The following is a 25,052-nucleotide window of genomic DNA, read 5'->3' as shown; positions in this document are numbered from 1 at the left end:
AGCGTGCGTGATGACATCCAAAGCCGGCCCCCCACCCGGCTGTCATCTTGAATCAGATCACGCGGCCCATGGGAATGCTCTACGATTCAAACCGCACAGAAAACGCTCTAGAACCTGTTTGGAAAATCACGGGTTGGCGTTTCTGCACATGAAATTGGAGCCCATAGCGACAAGGATCATGGCCTGTTGCACATTGATCCGAGTTCGTAATCGCGCACGAGATGTCGTCAGCAGGTTATCCAGCCGAATATTCGTTTCATAGCCCGTCTGTAGAGTAGCATCTCGAAACCTTTCGCGCCGTCACGGTGGCGGATGATCTCAAGAACGAAGTCGTGACAGAGCGTCTTGTCCATAAGTTTAAAGCAGTCATAAGCGCCACCAGCAAGCGTTCGTCCGTATTGACGACAATGTGGCACTGATTCTTTAATATAGAAGAACGTCTGGCTCGCTTGAGCGGATTGGGTGACCAGTCTGAAGCCTTCTCCCGATTGTAGATTTTAAAATGTTTTGATCTGATCAGGAGAAGGCAGATCTTCTAATCAGGAGAAGGCAGATCTTCTAGAAAGACGTCTTCCTGAGAACTGGAAAAACAAGCCGGCAAAGCTGCCTCATAAGGGCCGTCATGCCCGCTGGACGCTGGAATTAACAAAAGCAAAACGACAGGGTGACGGAACGATCTCCTCAACATATCTCGCTATCCGGTTCTCTCGTTACAAGTCCCATATTTCCATCGACCGGAAGTTCAGACTGATACGCAGATGGAAGATGACAGATGCAGCCGCCAGTGATGGCGCCAGACTACGCGAGGGCTGCTTGATCGAAGCAATACGGCGTCTGATGTCTGGACGGACATCGAGTATCGGTCAAAGGCCAATGAGACCTTGTATGGAAAAGCAGGGCTTTGTCTCGAAGCTTCACCGGAAAAAGCCCGCATCTCAAGCTGATGCTCCGGTATATCGAGATATCCAGAACCGGAAAGTCGGTCATCCGCTCACGCGTCGAGCATGTAATTGCCGACCAGAAATCACAGATGGAACTGTTCATCCGCACTGTCAGCATCACGATTGCCACTATAAAGATCAGCGCCGCCGCATAGCAATTCCCCCTCTGCTCTCAACGCAAAGTAGAATTCGTCACGCAGAACTATTAATCATCGTCCATTGTTCCCAGAATCAGGCCACAAGAACTTTAATCAATGGTCCTTCGATCTCTCCAACTGACTGAAGAAAAGTATCATTTCAGAATCGGCACGCTGTGGCGTTTTTTCTGCCCGGTACCGAGTCACATGGAGAAGGGGCCGGCTGCAGGCAGGGCATGAGTGGCCGGACATCTCACCGCAGTGACAGGTCTGGTTCGACGCCTAACCCGAATCCCCACCCGGATCGCCTGGCGTTCATGGCGAGACCTGGGTCGTTCGAGGTCGGCCGGCGCGATATTTGTCGGCCAGGTCTTCGATGCCATCCCCGACAAACCGCCGCGTCATTTGCCGACCACGTGCTCATGTACGCCCAAATGTGCAGCGACTTCTCTGCTCTTCAATTCCCCGGCGCAAAGCAGAACCATCCGGCAACAATCCGACAATGATCGTGGTGCTTTGCGACGTTGGACCTGCCCTTCAGGATAGGTTCGGATCTCTTAGCTCAGCATGAGCTGATCCGCCTGTCGTCCCGATATCATTGTGCTCCCGTCGTTGCGATAAGAGCATTTTGTAATGATGCTTACGTCAGTTCCGGGTGAAGCAGGTCAAATTACAGTTCCCTTTCGCTCCTGAGCACTACGCCAGTTCCACACACCGTAGAGAGCAAGGAAGGTAAACATCCCATAGAGTGCAGCGGTCAGTTCATTATGACGATATAAAAATACGAGAGAATAAAAAGCATCGACTATAATCCAGAGATACCAGCTCTCGGAATGGCGTCTGGCGGACCAAAATGATGCAAGCAGACTGAAGCAGGTCAAACCAGAATCGATCCATGGCAGAGCATCGTCAGTCCAGACTGCCATAACACCACCCAGAGCAGCAGACGAAAGTGTAGTTGCAGCGAGTCCGGCCACGATATTCGTAAACGTCATCGGTATAATCTGAATGGTGGTGTATCCGTTTTTCAGCACAGCAGACCAGTTTCGCCAGCCGTATATCTGAATGATGACATACACAAGCTGGAGAGCCATATCATCGTAAAGCTTCCATTCAAAGAACAAGCGGGCATACAGAATAACGGCAACAATTCCGACGGGCCAGCACAGCATTTTACGGCGTGCTGTCAACCAGACCCCGAGAACATTAACAATGACCGCTATGAGTTCGAGGCGAGACATGCTGCAGTAATCCGGTTACTTACTTGCTTCATGACGTCCGTCAGCAAAAGTGTTGAGATGATAAATAAGTTTTTTACCTTCTGTTTGTCGGAACCAGATAGCATGCCCCAGTAGATAGCGCTCATACGCAACAAGTGCATCGACATCATTCATGAGAATTCCGGAAAAATATTCAATTTCACTGAGGGCGAAGTCTGCATGCACGAGAGGTAAGAGCGCACTGATTTTGTAAAGCATCTCGCTGCTGAGAAAAGATATTGACCCATATCCCGCTAGCAAAGCATCCAGCTGATCAAAATCACAGACAGGTTCAATGCCTCGCCCGGCGTCAAGCCATGAGATCAGATTACGCTCAATTGCAGTACAAAGATCGAAGAGGGCGAAAGTACGGTCTGACAATCCGAAGTCGAGGACTGTCGTAACATGACCTGTGTCTCCGGAGGATGACCAGAGTAGATTGGAGCCGTGCCAGTCGCCATGAGTCCAGAGTGGAGGTTCATTCCTGAGCGCATCGTAGGCATGCTGATGGTACGGACCGATCAGATATTCATTAAGGTCTTTTTCCCATGAACGTGCTTCCAGAAACCGGGCAAGGGCCGGTCGTTCCACGAGATCTGTTCGAAGGGACTGAATCGGATCTGCCGATCCGAAAATATTATAATTGGCTACGAGCAACTTCGTTTGTCGTGAGGGTGCCTGGAATGTTTTTGCTGCCTCATGAAATTTTGCAAGCGTCCGACCAGCAGAAAAAGCATGAGCAGAACATGCAAAGGCCGTCCATGAAAAATTGTTACGATAAAGATCAAGCCCCCTGCCCGCCTCCTGTACTTCGTAAACCCAGATATCATCAACAACTGAGGTTTCACCATTCTCGCTCGTCAGAATATTAACGACAGGAAAATCTTTTTGTCGCAAGTGACTAATAAAACGATGTTCCTCCGCCAGATCTGCGATACTGCGGACACGGTGGTGGTGACGTTTAACAAAAAGAGTGACACATGTGGTTTTCACTTCGGCAGCGGCAGAAAATGGTCGGGGGCTGTGCCAGAGAATATTCTGCGGCCTGCCTGCGCACGGAAATCGTGAAAGCACCCGGTCAAGTTCTGCCAACCGGATACCAGGCCAGTCAGGCCGTTTCAGGTCGTTGCCCAGACCGTGAGCATAATGAGTATCATTCATGTCTGGAGATATCGTGTGTCCGGTGATTTCAACCGGGTTGCACTAAAGTCTGTAAAACTCGAAATCATAAAGTCTATCCGGAACGGAGATCTCAGAAACCGGTGGAGGCGGTGAACATAGCCGCGAACCCACCGCCTACATAGTAACTCGGCGCGCTTCCACTAATTATGGTGCCATATCGGCCTGTGGTATCACGGGCGTTCAGAGTCGGGTCAGCAACGCCGGAGAGGTAATGTTCGTTGGTAATATTGACGAAATTCATGCGCAGGGTCGGGGCATGCAGATGAACGGCGTCGGAAAAGCGATAGCCGATAGCTAGGTCACCAGTCGTGTGATCGGAAATGCGTTCATCGTTCATAAAGGTTGCAAACTGATGTCCGGTATAATGAATAGTTGCAACACCAAAGAAATGGCCGTCATCATAACTTATTCCGGCAGCGGCCTGAAGGGACGGACTGCGTACGGCGATTTTGCCTCTGGTGGGCAGAAGATCACCGTCTGAGGCGATGTCGTTGTCGATGGTGGCATGGAGGTATTCGCCAGAGAGATAAGGACTGAAATGATGCCAGGGGCGCGTGCCGATTTCGACATCGACTCCGCGAGAGCTCTGCCCACCACCGTTGATGGTGGACTGGATGATTGCACCATTCTGAGAAACAAGGGTAGATATCTGGCGATTTGTAAAATTGTAGTTGAACAGGGTGAGACTTCCGATAATCCAGGTTCCGCTACGGCGATAACCAAGTTCTTCAGAGACTGAATATTCAGGTTTCGTATTCGGTGTGGCGGCGACGGCAATTGCACCGGAAGACGGGTCATAGGTGTTATAAAAAGCGGTTTCGTCGGGAGCGCGGAAATTTGTCGTAGCGTTGAAGAATATCTGGTTGGCATCATCAATGCGAAAACGTAAGCCAAAGCGGGGAAGCGGTTCGGCATAATTTGCATTGGCATGATATTGCGGGCCGGGGACGTTATTCGTGCCGTTCCGGGTCAGCATGACCATTTTGAAGCCGGCGTCTATGAGCAGCCTGTCGTGCAGAAAAGCAAGGTGATCGCCTGCGTAGAGTGCGTTTGTTTGAGAAATGGTGTGATCGCTGCCAGCGAGCAGAGGCTGCCCGTCGGGAAAGCGGATCAGAGCGGACTTTTTTTCGGCCCAGATGTCTGCTGCGTAGCCATTTGCACTGACAGTGGTGAAGCTCTGCAATTCGGCGTCATCGGTGTAGTCATACCAGTAGCCGAGGACGAAATCGTTCCAGGTAAGTTTATAATGCAGAGCGGCATTAAAGCCTGAGCGATAGCTGCGCTGGGTGTAATTGGCACGGACTGTGGCTTCGCCATCCTGAGCACCGGGTAAAGTCAGAGTCCCCATCAGAGGCTGCGTTCCGTTATAGAGACCACTTTCAGACAGGGTAGAGCCGGCAGGAGCGTTTCCATAAGCGAACTGGCTGTAAGGAGTGACGTCCAGCGCGAGACGGTCCGTGAAGCGCAGATGAACAGGAGCGCCGACATAGAGCGTGCGTTCCGGATCGCGCCAGAGACGCCAGTAATCAGTGCCGGCATTGAGATTACCGGGATTGTAGCGTCCGGCGAGATTATCAGGCCCATGAATACCGTATTGTTTCCAGTCTGCCAGGGAGACCTGCGGGTAATAGCTGGTGATAATGTTCGTCCATGAGCCCAGAATCGCGGCATGGTTTCCGTTACCCCAGGCTTTGATGAATTTAAAGTCGACATGGTGCCGGTTATCGCGGCCAGGACCACGCCAGTTATCGGTGGCTCCATGTGAGTAGGAGATGAAAGCCCTTACGCCGGAGTGACCGATTTCGCCAGTCTGCAAACGGATGAATTCGCGACTGGTATTATACGAACCATAGGAAATACTGGCATAGCCACCGGGTTTTTCAGCAGGATCGAGAAAAGAAAGGCTCATCAGACCTCCGGCGGCATTAAGGACCGGGCTGTCTAAATCGGCAGCCCCCTGGGCGAGAGAGACTTCCTGATAGTTTTCACTATCGGCGAATTGTGCCGGATAGCCGGTGTAATAGGCGATGTCGTTCAGAGGCATACCCTCAAGAACGTAACCGAGAGCGTCTCCATTCAGCCCCCTGACGGATATATTGGTTGCTGGAGAAAAGCCGAACGGATCGGAAGTGGCAACACTGGCACCAGGAAGCATGGAAGCGAGCTGGAAGGCAGTTGAGGTCGGGGCCTGTTTGCTGATGTAGTCACGATCGACGGTGCTGACGGAACGCACCTCATCATGCAGTCGGATGAGACCACCTCCAGGCTGACGACCCAGGACGGAATCAACATTGCCTCTGATCAGAATGGTCTCGGTGCTGCGGGCAGCAATGCCTTTTGGAGGCAACAGTTGCATGGGGCCATGGGAGGCTTTTTTTGCGACGGGTCCGTTACTTTCCTTCGCTGCCAGTGCGGGTAATGCTGAGAAGCTGACAGTGGCGACGCTGGCGAGGACTGTCGTTGTGCGCCAGAAAAGAATGGTCAGAGGAGGCACAACCCATATCCTTTCCTGTAAAGACGCTGATGACGGTCTGTGGCTTCAGACCATTCAGGCGACAGCCAAAACTCTTTCGAACGGAGGCGGATTACTTCCGATTTTGTGCTTTTTCGGGAAAGTGAAGGTATGTGCCGGCCTGACCCGCTCCCGTGGAAAACGGTGCAAACGGGGGAAGGTTCTGTCCCCTTCCCTGCCCGGCTTCCGAATAGATTTCCGCAGATGCTCGGGTCTCAGGCGGCAGCTCGTTCTGCGTCCGCGACCGGTACGCGGATCAGGTAATCAAATGCCGCCAAAGAGGCTTTTGCTCCCTCTCCTGTAGCGATGACGATCTGTTTATAAGGTGTGGTCGTGGCGTCGCCAGCAGCGAAAACGCCCGGAACAGATGTTGCGCCATGATCGTCGACAATGATTTCACCGAAATCATTGAGTTTGACAGTCCCACGTAGCCAGTCCGTGTTCGGCAGCAGGCCGATCTGGACGAAAACACCGTCGACGCTGATATGGTGATCGGCACCGTCACCACCCCGGTAACTCAGACCGGTCACTTTGGTACCGTTTCCTTCAATCTTCGTAGTCAGCGCTTCGGTCAGCACGGTAACATTAGGCAGGCTGTACAGCTTGTCCTGCAACACCTTGTCCGCTTTGAGCTTCGAGCCACGCTGAAGCAGCGTTACATGCGAGACAATGCCCGCAAGGTCGATAGCGGCTTCAACACCGCTGTTTCCACCACCGGCCACGGCGACAGGTTTCCCTTTGTAGAACGGACCGTCACAATGCGGGCAGTAAGCGACACCTTTATTGCGATATTCTTCTTCGCCAGGAACACCCAGATGACGCCAGTGTGCACCGGTCGCGACGATAATTGTGCGAGCATGAAGAACTGCGCCGCTTTCCAGAACAACACCATGGAGACCACCGGGTTTTGCCGCAGGAAAGAGTTCCTTCGCACGCTGGGAGGAAATGATCTCCACATCGTACTGCCGGACATGGGCTTCAAGCGCAGCGGCGAGTTTTGGGCCGGTAGTCTCGATGACCGAAATGAAGTTCTCGATGCCCTCCGTGTCCATCACCTGGCCACCAAACCGGTCACCAACCATGCCTGTGCGGAGTCCTTTTCGTGCGGCGTAGATCGCGGCAGAGGCACCGGCAGGCCCTGTGCCAATGACCAGCATGTCAAACGGCGAAAGACTATTCAGCTTTTCGGCTGCACGTTTCGGCGCATCCGCGTCGAGTTTCGCCAGAATCTCCGCGACTTCCATGCGTCCTGAGCTGAATGGCTCGCCGTTCAGATACACCTGAGGGACAGACATGATATTTTTTTTGGCGACTTCATCCTGGAACAGCGCCCCGTCGATGGTGGTGTTGTGGATGTTGGGATTGATGATGCTCATGGCATTGAGCGCCTGCACCACATCCGGGCAGTTCTGACAGGAAAGCGAAACATAGGTTTCGAAATTGTAATGTCCGGGCAACGCTTTAATCTGAGCGACCACATCGTCCGCCAGTTTCGGCGCGTGCCCACCCGCCTGAAGCAGAGCCAGAATCAGGGAGGTGAATTCATGTCCCATCGGGATCGCTGCGAAAGTGACGCCTGTTCTGGCATCGGCACGCCGGATCATGAAGGAAGGACGTCGTGTAGCGGTCCCATCTTCTGAAACGCTGACTTTATTGGAAAGAGCGGCGATCTCATGCAGCAGTTCGTGCATCTCGCGCGCACCCTCGCTGTCATCGGACGACTCTTCGAGCACAATGGGGTGCGCAAGAGTGTCGAGATAGCCTTTGACCTGCGCTTTGAGGGTATCTGGCAGCATGAGAAGAACTCCGTTTCTTTCAGCAGATGGACCGTGGAGGCCCGGTCATAAGGACCGGACCTCCCATGCGTCGATCAGATCTTGCCGACGAGATCCAGCGACGGGGTCAGTGTCTTGTCGCCCTCTTTCCACTTTGCCGGACAGACCTCACCGGGGTGAGAAGCAACGTACTGGGCAGCCTGGATTTTATCGAGCAGTTCTGTTGCACTGCGGCCCACGCCACCGGCTGTGATTTCAATGTACTGAATCTTACCTTCGGGATCGATCAGAAAGGTGCCACGGTTAGCAAGGCCGGCTTCCTCGATCAGCACACCGAAATTGCGCGAGATCTGTGCAGTCGGGTCACCCAGCATGACATATTTGATCTTGCTGATGGCCGGAGACGTGTCATGCCAGGCTTTGTGTGTGAAATGCTTGTCGGTTGAAACCGAGTAGATTTCCACGCCAAGATTCTGGAACGCCGCGTAGTTGTCAGCAAGATCTTCCAGTTCCGTCGGGCAGACGAATGTAAAATCAGCCGGGTAAAAAAAGATGACGGACCATTTACCCCTCAGATCCTTGTCGGAAACCTTGACGAACTTGCCGTCATGGAAGGCATCGGTCTCAAACGGCTTAATCTCAGAATTGATTGTCGGCATACGACTATCCTCTGCTTTCACTTGTCTGTTGGCGACGGAGACTTTCTCCCACAGGTTCTGACCGCGGTGAAACAGTTTCTGTCGATGGGCATTATAGGCAAAACCTTTTGATAATCCAGTACGGATCGGGCATATCTATATCAATGAGCTATATTCCTCTTTCCGGCCTTTCTCTGCGAGACATTGAATACGTAGTCGCTGTCGACGATCTGCGGAACTTTTCACGCGCAGCTGAGCGATGCGGTGTAAGTCAGGCAGGACTGTCAGAACAGGTTCGTAAACTGGAATCTTTACTCGGGGTTGTGCTTTTTGAACGTACGCGGAGGCATGTCGTGCCGACCCCGGATGGAGCACGCCTGATTACTATGGGGCGGGACGTGCTTGCCGCAGCCCGGACAATGATCGAGGCGGCGCAAATCCGCTCAGGTCCTCTGGAAGGAGTGTTACGCATAGGTGTCATTGCCACTCTGGGGCCATATTACGTACCAAGCCTTCTGCCTTTGTTGCGACGAACTTATCCCGATCTGAAACTACATCTGACTGACAGTCAGACGTCACCTATGCTCAGAATGTTACAGCAGGACGATCTTGACCTTGTTTTTGTAGCCCTGCCGGTGACAGGTGATTCTTTTCACTGCGTGCCTGTTTTTGAAGAGCCGTTTCTGGCCGCAGTGCCCACTTCCCATCCTCTCGCACAGAAAAAAACAATGCTGATGTACGACCTGGAGGGGCCGGATCTTCTGTTACTGGAGGAAGGTCACTGTCTTCGCGACCAGGCGCTGGCCTTATGCGGAATGGCGTCAAAGCACGATGGACAACGACTTGCAACAAGTCTGGAGATGTTATGGCACATGATCGGCGCTGGTGAAGGATATTCCCTTATTCCACAACTGGCACTTCGTAACCGGGGTGAATGGGATGACCTGATTTCAGTTATCCCGTTACCAGACGCGGGCCGGATAATAGGTCTTTCCTGGCGAAAGACAGACCCGCGTGGCCCTGCTTTTACCGAGTTTGCCCGTTTTTTACGCGAACACGTCCCGGAAGGGTGTCATGCCGTTTCAGAATGAGAGTTAATCTTTCAAAGCCAGAGCGATATGGGTTCTGCGGCCTGTGAAGCTGTGTCTGCGACTATACAATACCGCTTTTGCTTCAGGCAGCAGACAGAACATATCTGCCGACACGCCAAGGTGGCAGGTAAATAATGATTATGCAATATTTTATACTATCTATCCGTCAATGTTTTTAAAAATGCGATGATTTGTTCCATTTCTTTTTCAGACAATATTTTATTTTTTTTAGAATCTTGACCAAATGGGGCATCTGTTCTATCAATATTATTCTTATAGAGATCCGGAATATCATCATATATCACATAATGATCACGCCCTTTTTTCGGATAAAACTGCTCCGGACGTGAATCACGAAACACGTAAAACTCCAGAACCTGTTTCAGTGAACGGAACACCCCGTTATGAAAAAACACATGACGTGAAGAAACATTGCGCAGAGTTGGAGTCGCAAACATTCCACAATACGAACTGAGTGTCTTTCTGCCATCAGTCTGACGATCACAAACACCAAGATCATACCAGGACGGATTATAATTTTGGACGAGTTCCCTGTTCCGTGGCGCTCCAAGCGCTTCGTACTGATGATCCGTGAACAGCGGCGGCAGGCCGTCGGGCTGGACCGTATCCAGATGGCAGGCGGCGCAGTTACCTTTCTGGGGGTCATTGAACAGGAGGTAGCCCTGACGCTCCTGATGAGACAGTTTCTCTTTTCCTTCGAGCCAGCCGTCAAACTTGCTGGAATAAAGATGGAGGGAAGGTTCCTCGATCTGATAGCGGGCCAGGGCGAACATGGCTTCATCAAGCAGGAAGGCGGGTGACTGTTCGCCGGCCACGCCTGCCAGCTGTTTCAGGGCTGCTGTGTAAGGCGCGTTGTTGATTCTGTGCAGCACTTTTTCCCGCGTGGAAGCCATTTCCGCGGGGTCATAGAGAGGGCCTGTGGCCTGCTGCTGCAGTGTGTCGGCCCGGCCGTCCCAGAACAGGCCGCCCTGCGGCACGATATTGGTGGCTGATGCTGACGTGTTGGCGGCGCTTTTCGCGCCATGCGACGCGCCGGTGGCGTTGGCCGGGATGGGCGGCGCTTCCTCGCTGACGGGATTATCGGGGCCGATGCTGAAATTGGGCCGGCGTTCGAGATAGGTCAGTGTCGGGACGGCCCGGTGTCCCTGCTGTTTCAGATCCTGGCCACCGAGAAAGACCGGTGACGCGCCTGAGGACGCGTAATGATTTTTCGGATCGTGGCAGGAGGCGCATGAAAGCTTTCCTGATCCGGAAAGCTCCGTATCGTAGAACATCTGTTTTCCGATTTCAGCCATCTGGGAAAAAGGCTGACGGATCGGGCGCCTGATGGTTTTCGGGCAGGGATTGCTGCCGTCTTCCGAAGGCAGGCAGGCGTCAGGCGGCTGGGCGTAAGCCGCAGACGGTCCGGACAGAATGAGAGCAAACAGAGTGATGCAGCCCAGAAGGGGCCGCATCGGACGAAAGGTATCAGACATAGTTCTGGAGAATGGACCAGATGGCGGCGAGCAGGCTCTGGAGAGAGTTTGTGTTGCTGCTGCCTGAGTTCGAGGCGGTATCGTGCTTACCGGAACCGTATGTCGGCTCATCATGTTTTTTGTCGCTGTCGTCATGATGGCCCGAAATCTGGTGGGCAAGGACATCGCCGGTGTTGGCGTCCAGCAGGAGGGAGTCTGTCTGCGGTGTACCACGGAAATCGAACATGTCGTCGATTTTTCCGGCGGTGGCATCAAACGATCCCTGTCCGAGGCGCTTTCCGTTCAGCCAGTTGTCCTCGATGAAGCGGACGATGGAGGCCTGGGTCACCAGGTCGTGGCTGACATAGTTGGTCTTTGCCCATGGCGAGACCAGGATCAGCGGCGTGCGTGTTCCCGGACCGCAGCGGCCGTTGACCGTTTTGCCGTCCACACCTTTTGGCGCCGAAGCTGAACCACACTTACCGGCGCCGTCGAGCTGATCGGCGGAGGAGTCGAACGACCCGTGCGTCGGTTTTACGAAAGCGTGGTCATACCAGCCGTCGGAGTCATCATAGGCGATGAGGACAGCAGTGTCTTTCCATTCCGGGCTTTTCTGCAACTCGTTGACCAGCTTTACGACGCCGACCTGTTCATCGAGCGGGTTGGAGTAGCCTGCATGGCCATCCTGATAGGCGGGCAGCTTGATGAACGAAACAGCCGGAATATTGCCTGCTCTGATGACGTCATAGAAGTCGTTCAGGTCATACTCGTGATGCGCCGGCTCTTTTTTCCAGGTGCCGGGAACGTAGGTATAGCCGATCGAGCTGACGGAGGCGGGACGGGCGTGGGTCGGGTTGGCCGTGCTTTCGTAATACTGGAACCAGTTGTGATGCGGAATGTAATCAACGACGGTTTCCGCAACGACGTCCGAATAGGTCGAACGGCCGCAGGAGGTGGTACCATTGGCGTTGGTTTTTGTAAGATCGAAGCCGCCCATGAAGCCGCCCCAGGTGATGCTGCGCTCGTTCAGCAGATCACCGATGTTGCGACTTGTCATCATGGCCTGATTGGTTGTCGACGAGCAGACATCGTAACCGGGGTCGATATCATTGACCATCGTCCAGCCGCCCTGGCCGTCGGCAACATAGGCTGACGATGTTTCTTTTGTCGACGGGCTCTGGGTCGTGGCGATGATCTTCATGCCGTTGGTCTGGCCGGAGACGACCTCCAGCGCGCCCGGTGTCGAGGGACCGTAGGTGTCAGTGAAGGCGTTGTCGCTCATGGCGTAACGCTGTGCGTAACGCCAGTAGGCCGTGACGGTGTTGCCGTCATAGTAGCCGAGAACCTGGGCTGTGGTGCCGAAGGAACCGACGCCGCCCGCGGTGCCCTTACCGGTGTAAAGCGGGAACAGATCGGCCTTGCCGCCGTTATACGCCATCTGCTCGGCAGTGTAGGCGTGATTCTGGTCGGCGGAGGCGACCTGAGTGCGGTCCAGACGGAACGGAAGCGCCGCGCCGGTACCGTTTGCCGGGTTCGTGTTAGGGTTCTGCGTCAGCAGGTTTTCGGATGCCAGATTGTCCACGCGCGGCGTGCCGGATTTCGCACGGAAACCTGGCTCACCGGTCGGGTTTGTGGCTTTCGGATAGGTTGCAAAATAGTGATCGAAGGAGACGTTTTCCTGATAGATCACGACGAGGTGGCGGATCGGGGTTTTCGTGTCGTAACGACTGGCCTGGGCGGAATTCTGATTCTGCCCGAAGCCCCTGCTGTCAGCGAATGTGACGGAAGGGGCGAAAACCGACAGGGATAAAAGCGTGGACAGCGCGAGCTTCGTCCGTTTCACAAACACGTCTGGGTACCTTTCTTCATACACAGCGACCTGGTGTACGCCCGGAGGCAGGGGACGGGGTGCAGCCTCTCAGAGCGGACCGGCGACCGGGACCGGTGGATACGGTTCGTTAACTAAATGAAGAAAATGTCATGTAGTGTGATTATTTTATGAAATGCAGGGCGGGTTTCTGTCGCAGAGGGAAACTCTTATTTCTGGTTTTGTTTTTTCGGGTTTCCGGAATTGCTCCGGAGAGAGGACTCTTCGTTATTCGACTGTCACGTAAGTCATCATGCCCTGATCTTCGTGATCCAGAATGTGGCAGTGGAGCATGACGTCTCCCGGAAAATCATCATAACGGGTCCGGACGATCGTCTGGAAACCTGGTTTTACGAACAGGCTGTCGCGGAAGACGTGGTACTGATCGCAGTATTCCGGACTGTAGCTGGCGTCATTCGCATCTCCGGACATGTTCAGACGATATTGCATTTTGCATTGTCCTGACGCGGTAAAAATCGACTGGCCTGTGCTTTCGTCCTGAATGTCCATGATTTCGACGGGGTTCACATGGATGTGGAACACGTGCTGTCCGGCGGTTGTGCCGGTTCCCATGGTATGCGCGCCGATGCGCCATTCATCCACGTCTCCCAGTCTGGCATGGTAGGAACGGGTCGGGTCCATGCTGAACGGCAGTGCGCTGACTCCGCTGACCTGCACAAGGTCGTTTTCGATCAGGCCGATCATGCCGTTGATTGTCGTATCGGGCATGGGCTGGCCAGGCGGGAGAGTGGCTCCCGCGGTCAGCGGCATGCTCAGTGAGCCGAAGAAAGCGGTGGGATGCCTGGCGACGGTGGCCTGGGACAGGTCGCTTCCGGGCGCGCCTCCCGGCGGGAACCATGCGAAGGCGGACAGATCGAACTGTGCAAGGCGGGCGCGGACGGCGAGAGGCAGATCTTTCGATCCATCCAGAAGCAAGCGGCGGATTATCGTATCATTGTCAGGTTGCATGGTGTCATGGTCGCTGTCCGGCGCGACCGAGACGACGGCGATCAGCGCAGGGGATTTACCGCCGGGACGGGACCGGAGCGGGATGACTGTATTCAGCGTATCGCCACCCTGATCGATCACGCAGTACAGGCCCGGTCTGCGAAATGCGACCAGGGCGTCGCTGCGCTGACCGGGATAGAGATAGCTGATGTCTTTTCGGGAAATGTTCTGACGGGTCAGTCCGTCTTCGGCGATTTCATACTGCGCGACGGTCTCTCCGTCGCAGCTCATATCATGGGCTGATGACGGGAGCCAGGATGGCAGGCGGGGGCTTTTGTCCGGGCGGGATGGGCGGGCGCGGACGATGGAGACGTTCAGCGTGTCATGCACGCCGCCTGCGATCATGCGCCAGCGTTCCACGACGCCGGTGCGGGTTCTGAGAACGGGCTGTGTTTCACCGTTGACGAGAGTGTAGCGATGGGACAGCGACCAGGAATCGCGGCTGGTTCCGGCGGCGTCGGTGCGGCTGCTGATAAACTGACTGCGAAAATTCTCGACGACGCCTTCAGCGTTTTTCGGACAGGACCAGGTTCCGTCATCCTGATTCTGAATGAGGGTTTTGTAGGTGCTGTCGGTGAAGCATCCGTAGGGAATCTGTTCGAACAGCATGATCCGTTCCGGGATCGGGTCGCCGTTGCCGTCATGCAGAATGGTGTCGATATCAGCGATGTTATTGTGCAGTTTCCTGTCTGCATAACGGCGTTTACCGCTGATGATCAGAACGCCTTCCTCGCCGCTGGCGACGCCGATGGAGGTCGCGCCGTGTTCGTGTGCGTGGTACCAGAAGGTTCCGGCGGGGTGTTCGGCGGGAATGGCGTAACGGTAGTTCCATCGGTCGCCCTGTGGCGCGATGGTGTGCATAACGTTATCGGCATGGCCCTGTGGCGAGACATGCATGCCATGAAGATGCAGATTCTGGTGGTTGAAGCAGGACGGCGTGTTGATGGTCTTCGGACAGTTGTCGGCGGGTTCCTGCGGCAGGTTGTTCGTCAGGTTAATCTTCAGCGTATCGCCCGGCGAGACGACGATGGTCGGCGCGGCGAGGCATCCGTTATAAGAGCGGAGCCGGACGGGATCGTTCCGGTTTTCATCCGGATTCCAGATCATGTTCTGCGCGTAGGCGAGCTGCAGGTCGGCCGTGACCACGGAGCCTATCCGCCGCACGGCGTCGGCTCCGCAGGATGATGGCGTTTCCTCCAGCCGGGAATGACGCCAGGAGGGCGGAGCCGGTTCGTGAAAACGGTGGATGCTATCGGTCAGACGCCAGATATCGTCGTCCCGGGAAGTAGTCTGTGCGTATGTCGTGGCGGGCAGTGCGGTCAGAACAACAGAAGAGGCAAGAAAACCGCACAGAAAAAACGATCGCGACGACATAGAACCCTGACCAGGAAAGACGCATCACACGGATGAGGCGGTGTGATTTCCCGGTGGGTTTTTATAAAGACGGGCTGATTTTCTGTGTGATGATTCGGTGATAGTCCTGTGACATCGGCAGGCTGCTCACCAGGCGAGATGCGGGTCCACATGCTTGTGGCTGAGGACGTGAACGCTGTCTATTTTTTCTTTTTCCGACAGTTCCGGCGCTGCATATTTTGAAAAGACCGGCGCGACTTTTCTGACTTCGCCGGACCGGCTCAGAATGACGGCGGCTGAGGTGATAGCCGTGACGGACCATCCGTCGACCTCGTCCCCGACCCGGACGACGCGGCTTTTCGCGTCGCCTTTCTCCGGTCTGAAAATCGCGTGCCAGTCCTGATTTTTTCCGACTATTCCGGAGATATGAAAGCCGCTTTCCTCTGAACGGGGCACCTCTTTCGGGCGGCGGTCGGGTTCGAAAAGCGGGCGTGCGAGAAAGCGGCGGATCAGGCTGCTCTGTTCGCCGGATTCCGCTGGGGGAGAGTCTGTCTGCGCGCGGGCACTGGCGGAGGCCAGGATGACAGGAAGCATGATCGTCAGGACCGGCAGGAGTCCGGAGCGCAGGCTGTTCTTCATGGTGAGGTCTTCCGGCCGGGCAGGCCTGTTTCGTCAAACCGCAGCAGACGACCGGCATTTGCCAGTCCGGCCAGGGTGGACGCATTGTGCAGCACGGCGGCCATGACGGCGCCCTGGGCGCCGAGCAGGCTGAACGCCGCGCAGGTGATGAGGATACCGGTCCAGCCGACGCCCATGGCAACATTGGTCTGAATGGTCCGGCGGCAGCGGCGGCTGAGCCGGATGGCGGTGCCGAGGCGGCGGAGGTCAGGCTGCATCAGCACGATGTCGGCGGAGCTGAGCGCGACATCGGTGCTTTCGGCGCCCATGGCGATCCCGACGGCGCCGGCGCGCAGGGCGAGAGCGTCGTTGATGCCGTCGCCCACGACAAGCGGCCGGTGACCGTGTTCGATTTCATTCAGGACGCAGCTCATTTTTCCCGCGGGCAGGACTTCGCCTCGATGGCGGTGATTCCGACTTCCTCACCCACGCGCTGTGCGACGGCCCGGCGGTCTCCGGTCAGAAGAATCTGACGGGACAGGCCGAGATCACGCAGTGTCCGCATGGCTTCCGGGGCCTCCGGCCGGGCGGTGTCGGACAGCAGCAGCCAGCCCATACGGACGCCGTTTTTGCTGAGGCAGACGACCGGACCGTCATGATCCGGGGTGGGGCCGGGGTCGATCCCCTCCCCTGTCAGCAGGGCCGGGCGGCCCATGAGGAGGAGGCTGCCGTCCTGCGCCACGGCGCGGAGGCCGAGGCCATGCTGTTCCTGCACGTCGCTGAAAGCGGATTTCGGCAGCGGGGGGACGCTTCTGGCCAGGGCGCGGCTGACGGGGTGGGTGCTGAGGCTGCCGAGCGTGGCGCCGAGAGACAGGAGTTCGGCTTCCGTGACGCCTGGTGCGGTGATGACGCGGTCCAGCGACAGGCGGCCGGTGGTGAGCGTGCCGGTTTTGTCGATGACCAGGGAGGTGACGTCGGCGAGGTGTTCGAGAAATGCCGTGCCGCGTATGAGGATTCCGTGCCGGGCGGCGACGGCGATTGCGGCGATGGAGGCGGCGGGGGCGGCAAGCACGACGGCGCAGGGGCAGGAGGCGACGAGCACGGCGAGCATGGCGGAGGTGGAGCCCGAGGCGAACCACACGGCGGCGGAGATGGTCATGATGAGGGCCATGTACCGGCCAGCGTAGCGTTCGAGCAGGCGGGTGAGCGGCGGTTTCGCCTCTTCGGCGACTTCCATCAGGGCGATGATCTGTCCGAGCGCCGTCTCGTCGCCGACGCGGGTGATTTCTACGGTCAGCACGCCGGAAAGGCTGATCGTGCCGGCCAGGACGCGATCGCCGGGCGCGACCTCGACGGGCATGGATTCACCGGTCAGCGACGCCATGTCCAGCGAGGAGTGTCCGGCGAGGATCAGGCCGTCGGCCGGCACACGGTCGCCGGGGCGGAGTTCGACACGGTCGCCGGGGGCGAGCTGCGAGGCGGTGACGGCTTCTGTCGTGCCATCCGGGTTCAGGCGGAGGGAGGTGGTGTCGACGAGGCGTTCGAGCGCCCGGATGGCTTCCTGCGAGCCGAGCAGGGAGCGTTCCTCGAGGACGTGTCCGATGATCATCACGATGGGCAGCAGGGCGGCGGTGAGCAGGTCGCCGGACGCCCAGGAGGCGAGCATGGCCACGGCGACGAGCTGGTCGGTCAGGCCGTGCAGAGAGGGATGGCGCAGGCTGGCCAGAGCGGCGCTCAGGACCGGGGGGGCGACGAGCAGGGCGGCGCCGGTGGCGGCGAGATCGGGCACGGCGCTGCCGGCTGAGATCAGATATTTCCAGGCCAGCGCGATCACGAGCAGCCAGCAGGCGACCATGGCCAGCACGAGCTGCGTTCCGAGCGCCCAGCGCTCGGTGAGGCTCATCAGGACGCCGGGGCTGCCGGATACTGCCGTATTCTGCGCGTGCTGGCTGAGACCGCGCCCGGCGCTGGGAGCAGAGGAGAACGTGGTGGTGGCGCTCACGGGCTGGCTTCTCCGTCCTGTGCGGCGGGTGGCGGGGCCGGCGCCGGACCGGGCAGGATGATCTGTCCGGTGTCCGGGGCGATGCCGGTGAGCTGGCCGGCCTTCGCGAAGATGGCGGTGGCTTTCCCGCGCCATGCCTGAAGCGCGACGGCATTGCGGGCGTCCGGCGGGGCGTTGCGGGCGGCGTCTTCCACGGCGCTGATCCCGGCTGTCTGTCCGGCGGCCTGGCGGACCATCTCGACGGCGGTGGGGGTGGCGTCCGCCGTGATGCGGTCCCGTTCGCGTCCGGCTTCCTGCAGAATCCGTTCGGCGTTCGTGCGGGCTGAGGCGATATTCTGCGCGGCCGCCTGTTCGGCGGTCAGCACCTGCTCGAACGCCTGCCCGGCGCGGGGCGGCAGGACGACCATCAGGTCGATGCGGGTGACCTCGATGCCGGGGTCGGTATAGCGGTCGTGCAGCGCGGCCAGGCGTGCGTTGACCGCCGACAGAAGCTCGCCGCGCAGGGCGGTGCGCCGGGCAGACAGGGCCTCATCGGCATCGGTTGCGTCGAGCGGCGTGTGCACGACGAGAAAATCCTCCACGGGATGGGAGGCGGCGACATCCGTTGCGGCGGCGTAGAAGATGCGTCTCAGCGCGGCCGGGACATGGTTGCGGGCCTGCACATAGGGGACCGGGCGGGTGATACGGTAGAACAGCGTTGCGTCGAGGCGGACGACATTGCCGTCGCCGGTCAGCAGATAGCTGGAATTGGCCGCGTCCCGGCTTTTTTCCATGTGGTAGAAATCATCGGATTCCTGAAGTTCGAGATCCGTTTCGTCGCTGTTGTAATCGGTGTTGTCGCGGGTGACGTGCAGGGAGAGCTGTTTGTCGCGCGCGGGCAGGAAATACACGCTTTCGAAGGGTTTCGGCAGCGCCGCGACGAGGCCGGACTGCCGGACGGAGACGACTTTTCCGTAGCGCACGACAATCACGTTGCTGTCGGCGGGAACGGAGCGGATATTGCCTGTCAGCCAGACCAGGCCGAGCAGGATCGTGATGCCGCTCAGCACCGTGAAGGTGAGGCGGACGGACTGTTCCAGCGCGCCGTCCGGCGAGAGACCGGCTTCAGGGAGGACGGGGGTGTCCGGTGTCATGGACGGGGGCCGGTGACGGGAGCGGATAGTGACGCCGGGAGGCTCTGTCCCGCGTTCTGCAGGCCGGTCAGGGCATTGAAGGGCGGGGCATCGGTGCGCATGACGAGGCGGGTGTTCCGTCCGACGAGGCTGTTCAGCGTGTCGAGTGTGCGCAGAGTGGTGTACAGACCCGGATTTCTGCTGTAGCTTTCAGCATAGATCCGGGCTGCGTCCGCGCGGGCATGGGCTTCCGTGGCGGCGGCTTCGGCTTTTGCCTGGGCGACGATGATGCGGGCGTCGCGCTCGGCGTCCGATTTCACTGCCGCGGCCTGGCGCAGACCTTCAGCGGTGCGGGCGGCGGCGACGGTTTCACGCTCGGCCCGCATGCGGGCGACGGTCGCGCCCAGGGTCTCGGCGGGCAGGCTCAGCCGTTCGATCCCGACCTGGTCGATATGGATGCCGTAGATCGCTTCGACCTGGGGCTGAAGCGCGTTCAGGAGTTTTGTCTCGAATTCGGCGATTCTGACCTCGTGCGGATCGGTGTTGACGAGATTCCGCAGGGGAAAATCGCTGGCCACGATCTGGAGCGTCGAGCCGAGCAGGGATCTGAGCTGGCGGGCCGCCTCGTCCGGGTCGTTGCCGGTCGCTCTCAGAAAGTGCCGGATATGTTCGGGATCGCCGGAGACGGACCAGGCCAGGTAGGCCTGAATCAGCACGCGCAGACCGTCGCGGGTGCCGACATCCTGCAGGCCGCCGGAGGTGGTGCGGGTCTGAAGGTCGACGACCTGCCCTGACTCAAGCGGGGCCGGAAGTTTCCAGAGGAGACCGGGCTCCGTGCGAACACGGACCGGCGCGCCGAACCGGGTCACCACGACGGCCTTACCGGTTTCGACCGTGAAGGATGTGGCGGCGGACAGGGCGGCGCAGAACACCAGTCCGGCGATGCCGAAGCGGGTGATCAGGCCGGAGAGGGTCTTTTTCTTCGCTGTCTCCGTTCCGGCTGCGGGAAGACGGGAGAGATGGGCCTCGTCCGCTCCGGGGCGGAGGCCTGTGACCGGTGCGTTCATTTCGGGGCCGTTCTGTCATCAGGAGGGAGCAGGCCGGACTGCGTCTCGCGCAGGTCCAGAAGGCTGCGGGGGATGCGGCTGTCGACCACGGTGACGGCGGCGTCACGGAGGCTGGTTTTCAGCGCCGCGAGGTAATATTCGAATACGAAGGCGCGGCCGCCTGTCTGCCAGGCCCTGTCGTCGCCTGTCATCCGGGCGGCGTCGGCGCGGGCGGCGTTCCGGATTGTTTCTGCTTCTGCGAGAGAGGATGACTGCGCGGTGTAGGCGTCTCGGCGCGCCAGGGCTGCCGTTCCTGCCGCGCGGGTGCGTTCTTCCGCGATGCTCATCCGGGCTCTGACCTCCGCCGCCTGCACGGCCCGCCAGGATTTCGCGGCGGCGGCGGGGGGCTGCACGGAATCGATGAGGACGGCGACGACCTCTATGCCGGACTGGCGGCGGTCGAGATCCTGCTGCAGTTTCATCGAGATGATTTCAGCCATTTTATCGCGGCGTGTCGCCATGACGCCGTCAAGGGTCTCTGACGCGAAGAAGGTGACGAGATCGTGCCGGGCGAGTGAGCGGAGCAGATCGTCGGGTGAAGAGACGTTATACAGCGCGTCCATGGCGCCCTGATCGGAGAGGCGGACACGGTAGAGAATGCGCAGATTGACTGTCAGGGCCTCGAACCCGGCGCGGCTGTCATTGCTGCGGGCGACGAGATAGGACGCATCATCGGGCGAGTTTTCCCACAGGCGGTTTGCGCTGTCGGGCGCCTCGCTTTCCGCGGTGGAGGTGTCGGCGACGATCTTTGTGGCGTCAGGCGTGTCCGCGATGACGGTGGAGCGGATGGTGCCGAATTCGGTCAGTCTGACGTAACCGAACGGGCGGGGCGGGATGAGGTGGAGGCCCGGGCCCAGAACGGCACGGGGCGCCCCGAAGAATTCGTAAACACCTCTTTGATTCTGACCTATTTTCACGACGCCGCTGAACGACCAGGCCAGCAGGATCATTGTGACGGTCACAGGCAGGAAAGCCTGGCGAACGAAGCTGAGCGCCCAGCTTCGTTCGAAATCCACCCCGAACTGCGTTTTCAGAATCAGCGCGATGTGAGCGGGGTGCAGGACGCGGGGATCATCGAAGAGCAGGTTGCCGGTTGCGGCCGGGGCCTGCATGGCAGGAAGGAACCAGCGGATGATGCATCTGATAAGGAGTTCGCAGGCGGCGCAGATCACCAGCCAGCAGGGAATTTTCCAGAGCCATGCAGGCAGTATCATGCCGCCGGCGGCGCATCCGGTGAAGAATCCGGCGAGCGCCAGGATGAGGACGACGCTGCGCAGCAGAGCCGCCAGGCCGCGGACTTCCGGGGCGGCGGCGCGTGGCGTTGTCGCGAGGGCGCGTTCCTGAAACAGGATCAGGAAGGCCAGGATCAGGCTCAGTCCGGAGGCGACGCTGATTGCGTTGTGGCTGAACCGGGCCATGTCGGCGACCGGACCCGTCGCGCGGCCTGCGAGCACGAGGGCGGCGAGAGAGAGTGGTGCTGTCAGCAGGCCGGAGAGCCATCCGGGCGTAGTGTCCGGGGCGGCATTTTTCCGGGGACGGAGGCAGAGCAGTGTGGTGACAGTTCCGGCGATGACCAGGCAGAGATCGGCGGTCAGGATGCCGGACAGGGGTGTTTTCGCGAGCAGTGCGGCGAAGCTGGTCTGACTGGACGCGGGTCTGCGGGCGGCCAGGGCGATGCCTGCGATGAGCGGCAGGACGATAAGTGCTGTCGTGCCTGTGAGGATCAGGCCACGCCGCGCGGCATTCATATGGGAGACGGGCTCCGGTTTCCGGCTTTCGTATCCTGCCACGATTACCGTGTATCCCCTGCCCTGTTCCGGAAAACTTTCTGCGTTATACGGGCGGGAACGGGCCTGTTTGTTAAAATATTGTGAAAGTCACATTCAGATCTCACACCATTTACGCAGCAGGTTGTGGTAGCTGTTGGTGAGAGTCAGGACCGCCGGATCCCCCTCCTCCGTGCGGGATCGCAAATCGATGATGGCGCGGTCCAGATCGAACAGGATGGCGCGGCATGACGCCTCCGGAACGAGGGACTGAATCCAGAAAAACGATGCCAGGCGCGTGCCGCGTGTGACGGGTGCTACAGCGTGGATCATGGTGGTGGGGTAGACGATCAGGTCTCCGGCCCGGAGGCGGATCTGCTCGGTGCCGGCATTCGTTTCGAGTTCGAGGTCTCCGCCGTCGTACTCGTCCGGTTCGGTGAGAAACAGCGTGGCCGACAGATCGGCGCGCATCATCTGACCATTGCTTCCAGGAATCACCTGCACCGAGTTATCGACATGCGCGCCGTAGGTCATGCCGGTTTCGTAGCGGTTGAACATCGGCGGATAAATCATACGCGGCAGGGCGAGGCTGCGCAGAAGCAGGCTGCGTCCGAGTGCGGTGGCGACAATCTGCCGGGCTTCGGCTGCTTTTTCGCATTCCACGTCGAGTTGCCGGTTCTTTTTCGCATGGATGGCCTGGATGCCGGCTGTTTCGCGCCCGTCGGTCCAGCGTCCTGCCTCCAGAAGTTTCCGGCATTCCGAAATTTCATCCGGAGTCAGAACCTTTTCGATATGGACGGGCATCAGGGCTTCCTGTGGCTGAAAAGACTGAAAACACAAAATGCCACCGCCTTTCGGGGAGAAAGACGATGGCGGTCACGGTGGTCGTGTCATCCGGACACACGGGTCCGGATGACGTGCTTTGCTCGTTTATCCGAAGAGGAGTGACGAGATTGAGGACCAGATGCTCTGCAGCGCAGTTTCAATCTGCTGCAGGAGCTGCTGGACCAGACCGGTTTCCGACGTGGAGCCGGAGGTGGACGAACCGGAGCCCGAAGATCCCGATGAAGAGGAGCCGGAGCCGGAAGAACCGGAGGAGGTGTTGCCGCCGGTGGTGGAGCTGTCGCTGCCGGATGTGTCGGAGGCTGATGAGAAGTCGAACATATCCATCAGATCGCCGATGGCCGGGCTGTTGGTCGGCGCGTACGGGTTGCTGCCGGATGTGACAGGATTCGGCAGATTGTCACGACCCGTGGAGGAGACGACCGGAAGACCCCAGTTTTTCTCGACGAATTTCAGGAAGGACACATGATCCCCGTAGGTATGGCTGATATGGCCGCCTCTGGAGTAAGGAGAGACCATGATCGCCGGGATACGGGTGCCGTCGCCGAAGAAGTCCAGCGGCTGGATGTAGCCTGAATCCCAGGAACCGCCACCTTCGTCAAAGGTGATCAGGACAGCGGTCTTTTTCCAGACTTCCGGGTTCGCTCTGATCTTCTCGATCACGTGTTTGGCGAATGCTTCGAAAAGAGAGGGCTTGGAGGAAGCCGGGTGACCGTCGAGCAGGGTGTCCGGTTTGACGATGGAAACTGCCGGCAGGTTACCCAGGGACAGGTCGGCCTCAAGGTCGGTGATATCCTTGATGTGTTCCTGACGCTGGCGGGCATCCGCCATGATCTTCGTTTCATACTGGAATGGGTTACAGATATCGCAGTAGACGCCGCCGAGCTGGCTGGTCGGGTCCTTGACGTAGTTGTTCCAGCCTGCGCCGTAATAACGCCACGTGACTTTTTTGTCGTTCAGGCGGTCGGCGATTGTCGGGACATCTGACGGCGGGATAACGAATGTTCCGGTATTGACCGTGCCGTCACCGAAATAGCCGGGGCTGTAGTTGTTGACGATGTAATAGGCGCCGGCCTTACAGCGGGACGGGTGTTTACCCGGAAGCGCTTTGAGGTAGCTGGTGATGGCTTTAACGCCGGGTTCTGAGTCATCGGCGCATTTGACGTAGGAGCCGCCTGAATAGCCGTCCTGGGTAAACCAGTTGGTCGTGCCGCTCTGACGGTTCGGGTTTTCGATCTGGTTTGCCGGCGGTGTGGCGATGTTGCCGTGGCCGTCCGTGTAGTAAATGCCGAGGCCGGTGCCGAGGGCGATATGGTTCGCGCCTGTTCCGCCCATAACGGACTGATGGAAGTTATCGCTGGTCGTATATTTATCCGACAGGGATTTGAAATACGGCGCGTCACCCATCGCCATATTGTAGAAGCCCATCGAGACCGAGCCTTCGCCCGTGCTCAGCTCGCTGAAATTTGCCGCCTGGGCCGCGCCGTTTCCGCCCGTACCGCTCTGAATTTCTACCCACGGGAACAGGTCGTTCCGGCAGCCGGATGGATTCTTCGTGGTTGCGTGTGCGACCGAGCAGTCTGTCTGCTGCCACATCTGGAAAAAGCGGTGAACCGGGCTTCCGACATAGGAATCATACGGAAGCGAGGAGCCTGTGAACTGGAAAGGGCCGTTCGGCAGGTTGTTCGCGTTTGTGATGCGTGTGTCGACGCCGGATGAACCGAGTCCGCTGGCGCCGGTGGTCAGCTTCGCCCAGTCGGAGCGATCGAGTCCGTTATTGCCAACGAGTTTTTCGAAAGCCTCGACAGCGGCGAGGGTGGCGAAGGGCGCCGGGTCCGTGTCGGACGCTTTTGCCGGGGTGCCGGCCAGAGCAGGAGCCGGAAGCTTGTTGTATTCTTTCGGATCCGGCGGAGCGATTTCGTACGTGTCGGAACCGGCGGACTGACGCTGTGCGGCCTGCGGGAAATTAGGGCCTGGCGTTCCGTCTGCGTTGACGATCTTCTTCGAGAGAATGTTATCGACCGTCTCTCCTTTTTTCGGAATGTAGGTTCCGTAAAGATTATCAAGGGAGTGGTTTTCGCCGATGATGAGGACGATATGTTCGATCGGGGTCGCCGTTCTGACGGTCGACATTTTAGCGAAAGCAGGGGCTGTGACCATGACAGGCGACACAGCCATTGACGCCGCGGTGAGATGAGCCACTGAGCGGGTCAGCGGCTTTCTCAGGCGTTTCCACACCGGAGCAGACATTGTGATACCTTCCGTATTACCAGATTTTCAGGTTTTCGGAGACGTGGATTGGAGATTCAGAAGAGCGCGTAGTGAATCAAATCGAAAATTCGCTTTATCTGCCATGACGTTACGAAG

The 25,052-nt window shown here is 58.1% G+C and carries 17 protein-coding genes and 1 pseudogene; 2 read left to right on the top strand and 16 right to left on the bottom strand.

Annotation, left to right across the window (positions count from 1 at the left end; all coding sequences use genetic code 11):
• Nucleotides 1-528 precede the first annotated feature (528 nt).
• Nucleotides 529-1,096, top strand: a pseudogene (locus GOB93_RS17680) (IS5/IS1182 family transposase); the annotation flags it as partial.
• Nucleotides 1,097-1,743: 647 nt separating this feature from the next.
• Here the strand turns inward: GOB93_RS17680 and pnuC are convergent.
• The 5 genes from pnuC to ahpC form a co-directional block, all read right to left on the bottom strand.
• Nucleotides 1,744-2,319, bottom strand: coding sequence for a nicotinamide riboside transporter PnuC (pnuC, locus tag GOB93_RS17675; protein WP_173584780.1), 576 nt, complete (start codon nucleotides 2,317-2,319; stop codon nucleotides 1,744-1,746).
• Between the two features lie 15 nt (nucleotides 2,320-2,334).
• Nucleotides 2,335-3,498: a phosphotransferase enzyme family protein gene (locus GOB93_RS17670; protein ID WP_173584779.1), complete on the bottom strand. Its 1,164-nt coding sequence runs from the start codon at nucleotides 3,496-3,498 to the stop codon at nucleotides 2,335-2,337.
• A gap of 91 nt (nucleotides 3,499-3,589) precedes the next feature.
• A complete protein-coding gene (locus GOB93_RS17665) occupies nucleotides 3,590-5,875 on the bottom strand; it encodes a TonB-dependent receptor (RefSeq protein WP_173584783.1) in 2,286 nt (761 codons plus the stop codon).
• A gap of 371 nt (nucleotides 5,876-6,246) precedes the next feature.
• Complete coding sequence (gene ahpF, locus GOB93_RS17660) at nucleotides 6,247-7,827, bottom strand: alkyl hydroperoxide reductase subunit F (RefSeq protein ID WP_173584778.1); 1,581 nt, start codon at nucleotides 7,825-7,827, stop codon at nucleotides 6,247-6,249.
• 74 nt (nucleotides 7,828-7,901) lie between these two features.
• Entirely contained in the window at nucleotides 7,902-8,465 is a 564-nt protein-coding gene (gene ahpC / locus GOB93_RS17655) for an alkyl hydroperoxide reductase subunit C (RefSeq protein ID WP_173584777.1), read from the bottom strand.
• A gap of 143 nt (nucleotides 8,466-8,608) precedes the next feature.
• Between ahpC and GOB93_RS17650 the strand changes: the two genes are divergently transcribed.
• Entirely contained in the window at nucleotides 8,609-9,535 is a 927-nt protein-coding gene (locus GOB93_RS17650; RefSeq protein WP_173584776.1) for a hydrogen peroxide-inducible genes activator, read from the top strand.
• 155 nt (nucleotides 9,536-9,690) lie between these two features.
• Here the strand turns inward: GOB93_RS17650 and GOB93_RS17645 are convergent, their stop codons facing one another.
• The 11 genes from GOB93_RS17645 to GOB93_RS17600 form a co-directional block, all read right to left on the bottom strand.
• Nucleotides 9,691-10,830, bottom strand: coding sequence for a cytochrome-c peroxidase (locus GOB93_RS17645; RefSeq protein WP_242010888.1), 1,140 nt, complete (start codon nucleotides 10,828-10,830; stop codon nucleotides 9,691-9,693).
• A 193-nt stretch (nucleotides 10,831-11,023) separates the two neighbouring features.
• Nucleotides 11,024-12,853: an alkaline phosphatase family protein gene (locus GOB93_RS17640; protein ID WP_173584775.1), complete on the bottom strand. Its 1,830-nt coding sequence runs from the start codon at nucleotides 12,851-12,853 to the stop codon at nucleotides 11,024-11,026.
• A 252-nt stretch (nucleotides 12,854-13,105) separates the two neighbouring features.
• The gene (locus GOB93_RS17635; protein ID WP_173584774.1) at nucleotides 13,106-15,259 is read right to left on the bottom strand and encodes a multicopper oxidase family protein; all 2,154 of its coding nucleotides are present in this window, start codon (nucleotides 15,257-15,259) and stop codon (nucleotides 13,106-13,108) included.
• Nucleotides 15,260-15,385: 126 nt separating this feature from the next.
• Nucleotides 15,386-15,877 (bottom strand): hypothetical protein, encoded by a 492-nt coding sequence (locus GOB93_RS17630; protein ID WP_173584773.1) that lies wholly within the window; start codon nucleotides 15,875-15,877, stop codon nucleotides 15,386-15,388.
• Nucleotides 15,874-16,290, bottom strand: coding sequence for a cation-translocating P-type ATPase (locus GOB93_RS21210; protein WP_198912722.1), 417 nt, complete (start codon nucleotides 16,288-16,290; stop codon nucleotides 15,874-15,876). Before GOB93_RS21210 ends, GOB93_RS17630 begins: the two co-directional genes overlap by 4 nt.
• Nucleotides 16,287-17,858: a heavy metal translocating P-type ATPase gene (locus GOB93_RS17625; protein ID WP_198912721.1), complete on the bottom strand. Its 1,572-nt coding sequence runs from the start codon at nucleotides 17,856-17,858 to the stop codon at nucleotides 16,287-16,289. The genes GOB93_RS21210 and GOB93_RS17625 overlap by 4 nt, the downstream gene beginning before the upstream one ends.
• Nucleotides 17,855-18,991, bottom strand: coding sequence for an SPFH domain-containing protein (locus GOB93_RS17620; RefSeq protein WP_173584772.1), 1,137 nt, complete (start codon nucleotides 18,989-18,991; stop codon nucleotides 17,855-17,857). The genes GOB93_RS17625 and GOB93_RS17620 overlap by 4 nt, the downstream gene beginning before the upstream one ends.
• A complete protein-coding gene (locus GOB93_RS17615) occupies nucleotides 18,988-20,037 on the bottom strand; it encodes an SPFH domain-containing protein (RefSeq protein ID WP_173584771.1) in 1,050 nt (349 codons plus the stop codon). The genes GOB93_RS17620 and GOB93_RS17615 overlap by 4 nt, the downstream gene beginning before the upstream one ends.
• The gene (locus GOB93_RS22155) at nucleotides 20,034-21,866 is read right to left on the bottom strand and encodes an SPFH domain-containing protein (protein WP_173584770.1); all 1,833 of its coding nucleotides are present in this window, start codon (nucleotides 21,864-21,866) and stop codon (nucleotides 20,034-20,036) included. The genes GOB93_RS17615 and GOB93_RS22155 overlap by 4 nt, the downstream gene beginning before the upstream one ends.
• Before the next feature lie 93 nt (nucleotides 21,867-21,959).
• Nucleotides 21,960-22,646: a Fe2+-dependent dioxygenase gene (locus tag GOB93_RS17605; RefSeq protein ID WP_173584769.1), complete on the bottom strand. Its 687-nt coding sequence runs from the start codon at nucleotides 22,644-22,646 to the stop codon at nucleotides 21,960-21,962.
• A 126-nt stretch (nucleotides 22,647-22,772) separates the two neighbouring features.
• Nucleotides 22,773-24,935: an alkaline phosphatase family protein gene (locus GOB93_RS17600; RefSeq protein ID WP_198912720.1), complete on the bottom strand. Its 2,163-nt coding sequence runs from the start codon at nucleotides 24,933-24,935 to the stop codon at nucleotides 22,773-22,775.
• Nucleotides 24,936-25,052 lie beyond the last annotated feature (117 nt).

It is taken from the genome of Acetobacter musti (genome assembly GCF_011516835.1).
GTDB lineage: Bacteria > Pseudomonadota > Alphaproteobacteria > Acetobacterales > Acetobacteraceae > Acetobacter > Acetobacter musti.
This window is presented reverse-complemented; position numbering and strand designations above follow the sequence as displayed.

Excerpts from the sequence above, each read along its gene's own strand:
- ahpF (WP_173584778.1), bottom strand. The coding sequence starts at position 7,827 with ATGCTGCCAGATACCCTCAAAGCGCAGGTCAAAGGCTATCTCGACACT.
- GOB93_RS17615 (WP_173584771.1), bottom strand. The coding sequence starts at position 20,037 with ATGAACGCACCGGTCACAGGCCTCCGCCCCGGAGCGGACGAGGCCCAT.
- GOB93_RS17605 (WP_173584769.1), bottom strand. The coding sequence starts at position 22,646 with ATGCCCGTCCATATCGAAAAGGTTCTGACTCCGGATGAAATTTCGGAA.
- pnuC (WP_173584780.1), bottom strand. The coding sequence starts at position 2,319 with ATGTCTCGCCTCGAACTCATAGCGGTCATTGTTAATGTTCTCGGGGTC.
- GOB93_RS21210 (WP_198912722.1), bottom strand. The coding sequence starts at position 16,290 with ATGAGCTGCGTCCTGAATGAAATCGAACACGGTCACCGGCCGCTTGTC.
- GOB93_RS17600 (WP_198912720.1), bottom strand. The coding sequence starts at position 24,935 with ATGTCTGCTCCGGTGTGGAAACGCCTGAGAAAGCCGCTGACCCGCTCA.
- GOB93_RS17620 (WP_173584772.1), bottom strand. The coding sequence starts at position 18,991 with ATGACACCGGACACCCCCGTCCTCCCTGAAGCCGGTCTCTCGCCGGAC.
- GOB93_RS17650 (WP_173584776.1), top strand. The coding sequence starts at position 8,609 with ATGAGCTATATTCCTCTTTCCGGCCTTTCTCTGCGAGACATTGAATAC.
- GOB93_RS17630 (WP_173584773.1), bottom strand. The coding sequence starts at position 15,877 with ATGAAGAACAGCCTGCGCTCCGGACTCCTGCCGGTCCTGACGATCATG.
- GOB93_RS17635 (WP_173584774.1), bottom strand. The coding sequence starts at position 15,259 with ATGTCGTCGCGATCGTTTTTTCTGTGCGGTTTTCTTGCCTCTTCTGTT.
- GOB93_RS17665 (WP_173584783.1), bottom strand. The coding sequence starts at position 5,875 with ATGCAACTGTTGCCTCCAAAAGGCATTGCTGCCCGCAGCACCGAGACC.
- ahpC (WP_173584777.1), bottom strand. The coding sequence starts at position 8,465 with ATGCCGACAATCAATTCTGAGATTAAGCCGTTTGAGACCGATGCCTTC.
- GOB93_RS17645 (WP_242010888.1), bottom strand. The coding sequence starts at position 10,830 with ATGTTCTACGATACGGAGCTTTCCGGATCAGGAAAGCTTTCATGCGCC.
- GOB93_RS17670 (WP_173584779.1), bottom strand. The coding sequence starts at position 3,498 with ATGAATGATACTCATTATGCTCACGGTCTGGGCAACGACCTGAAACGG.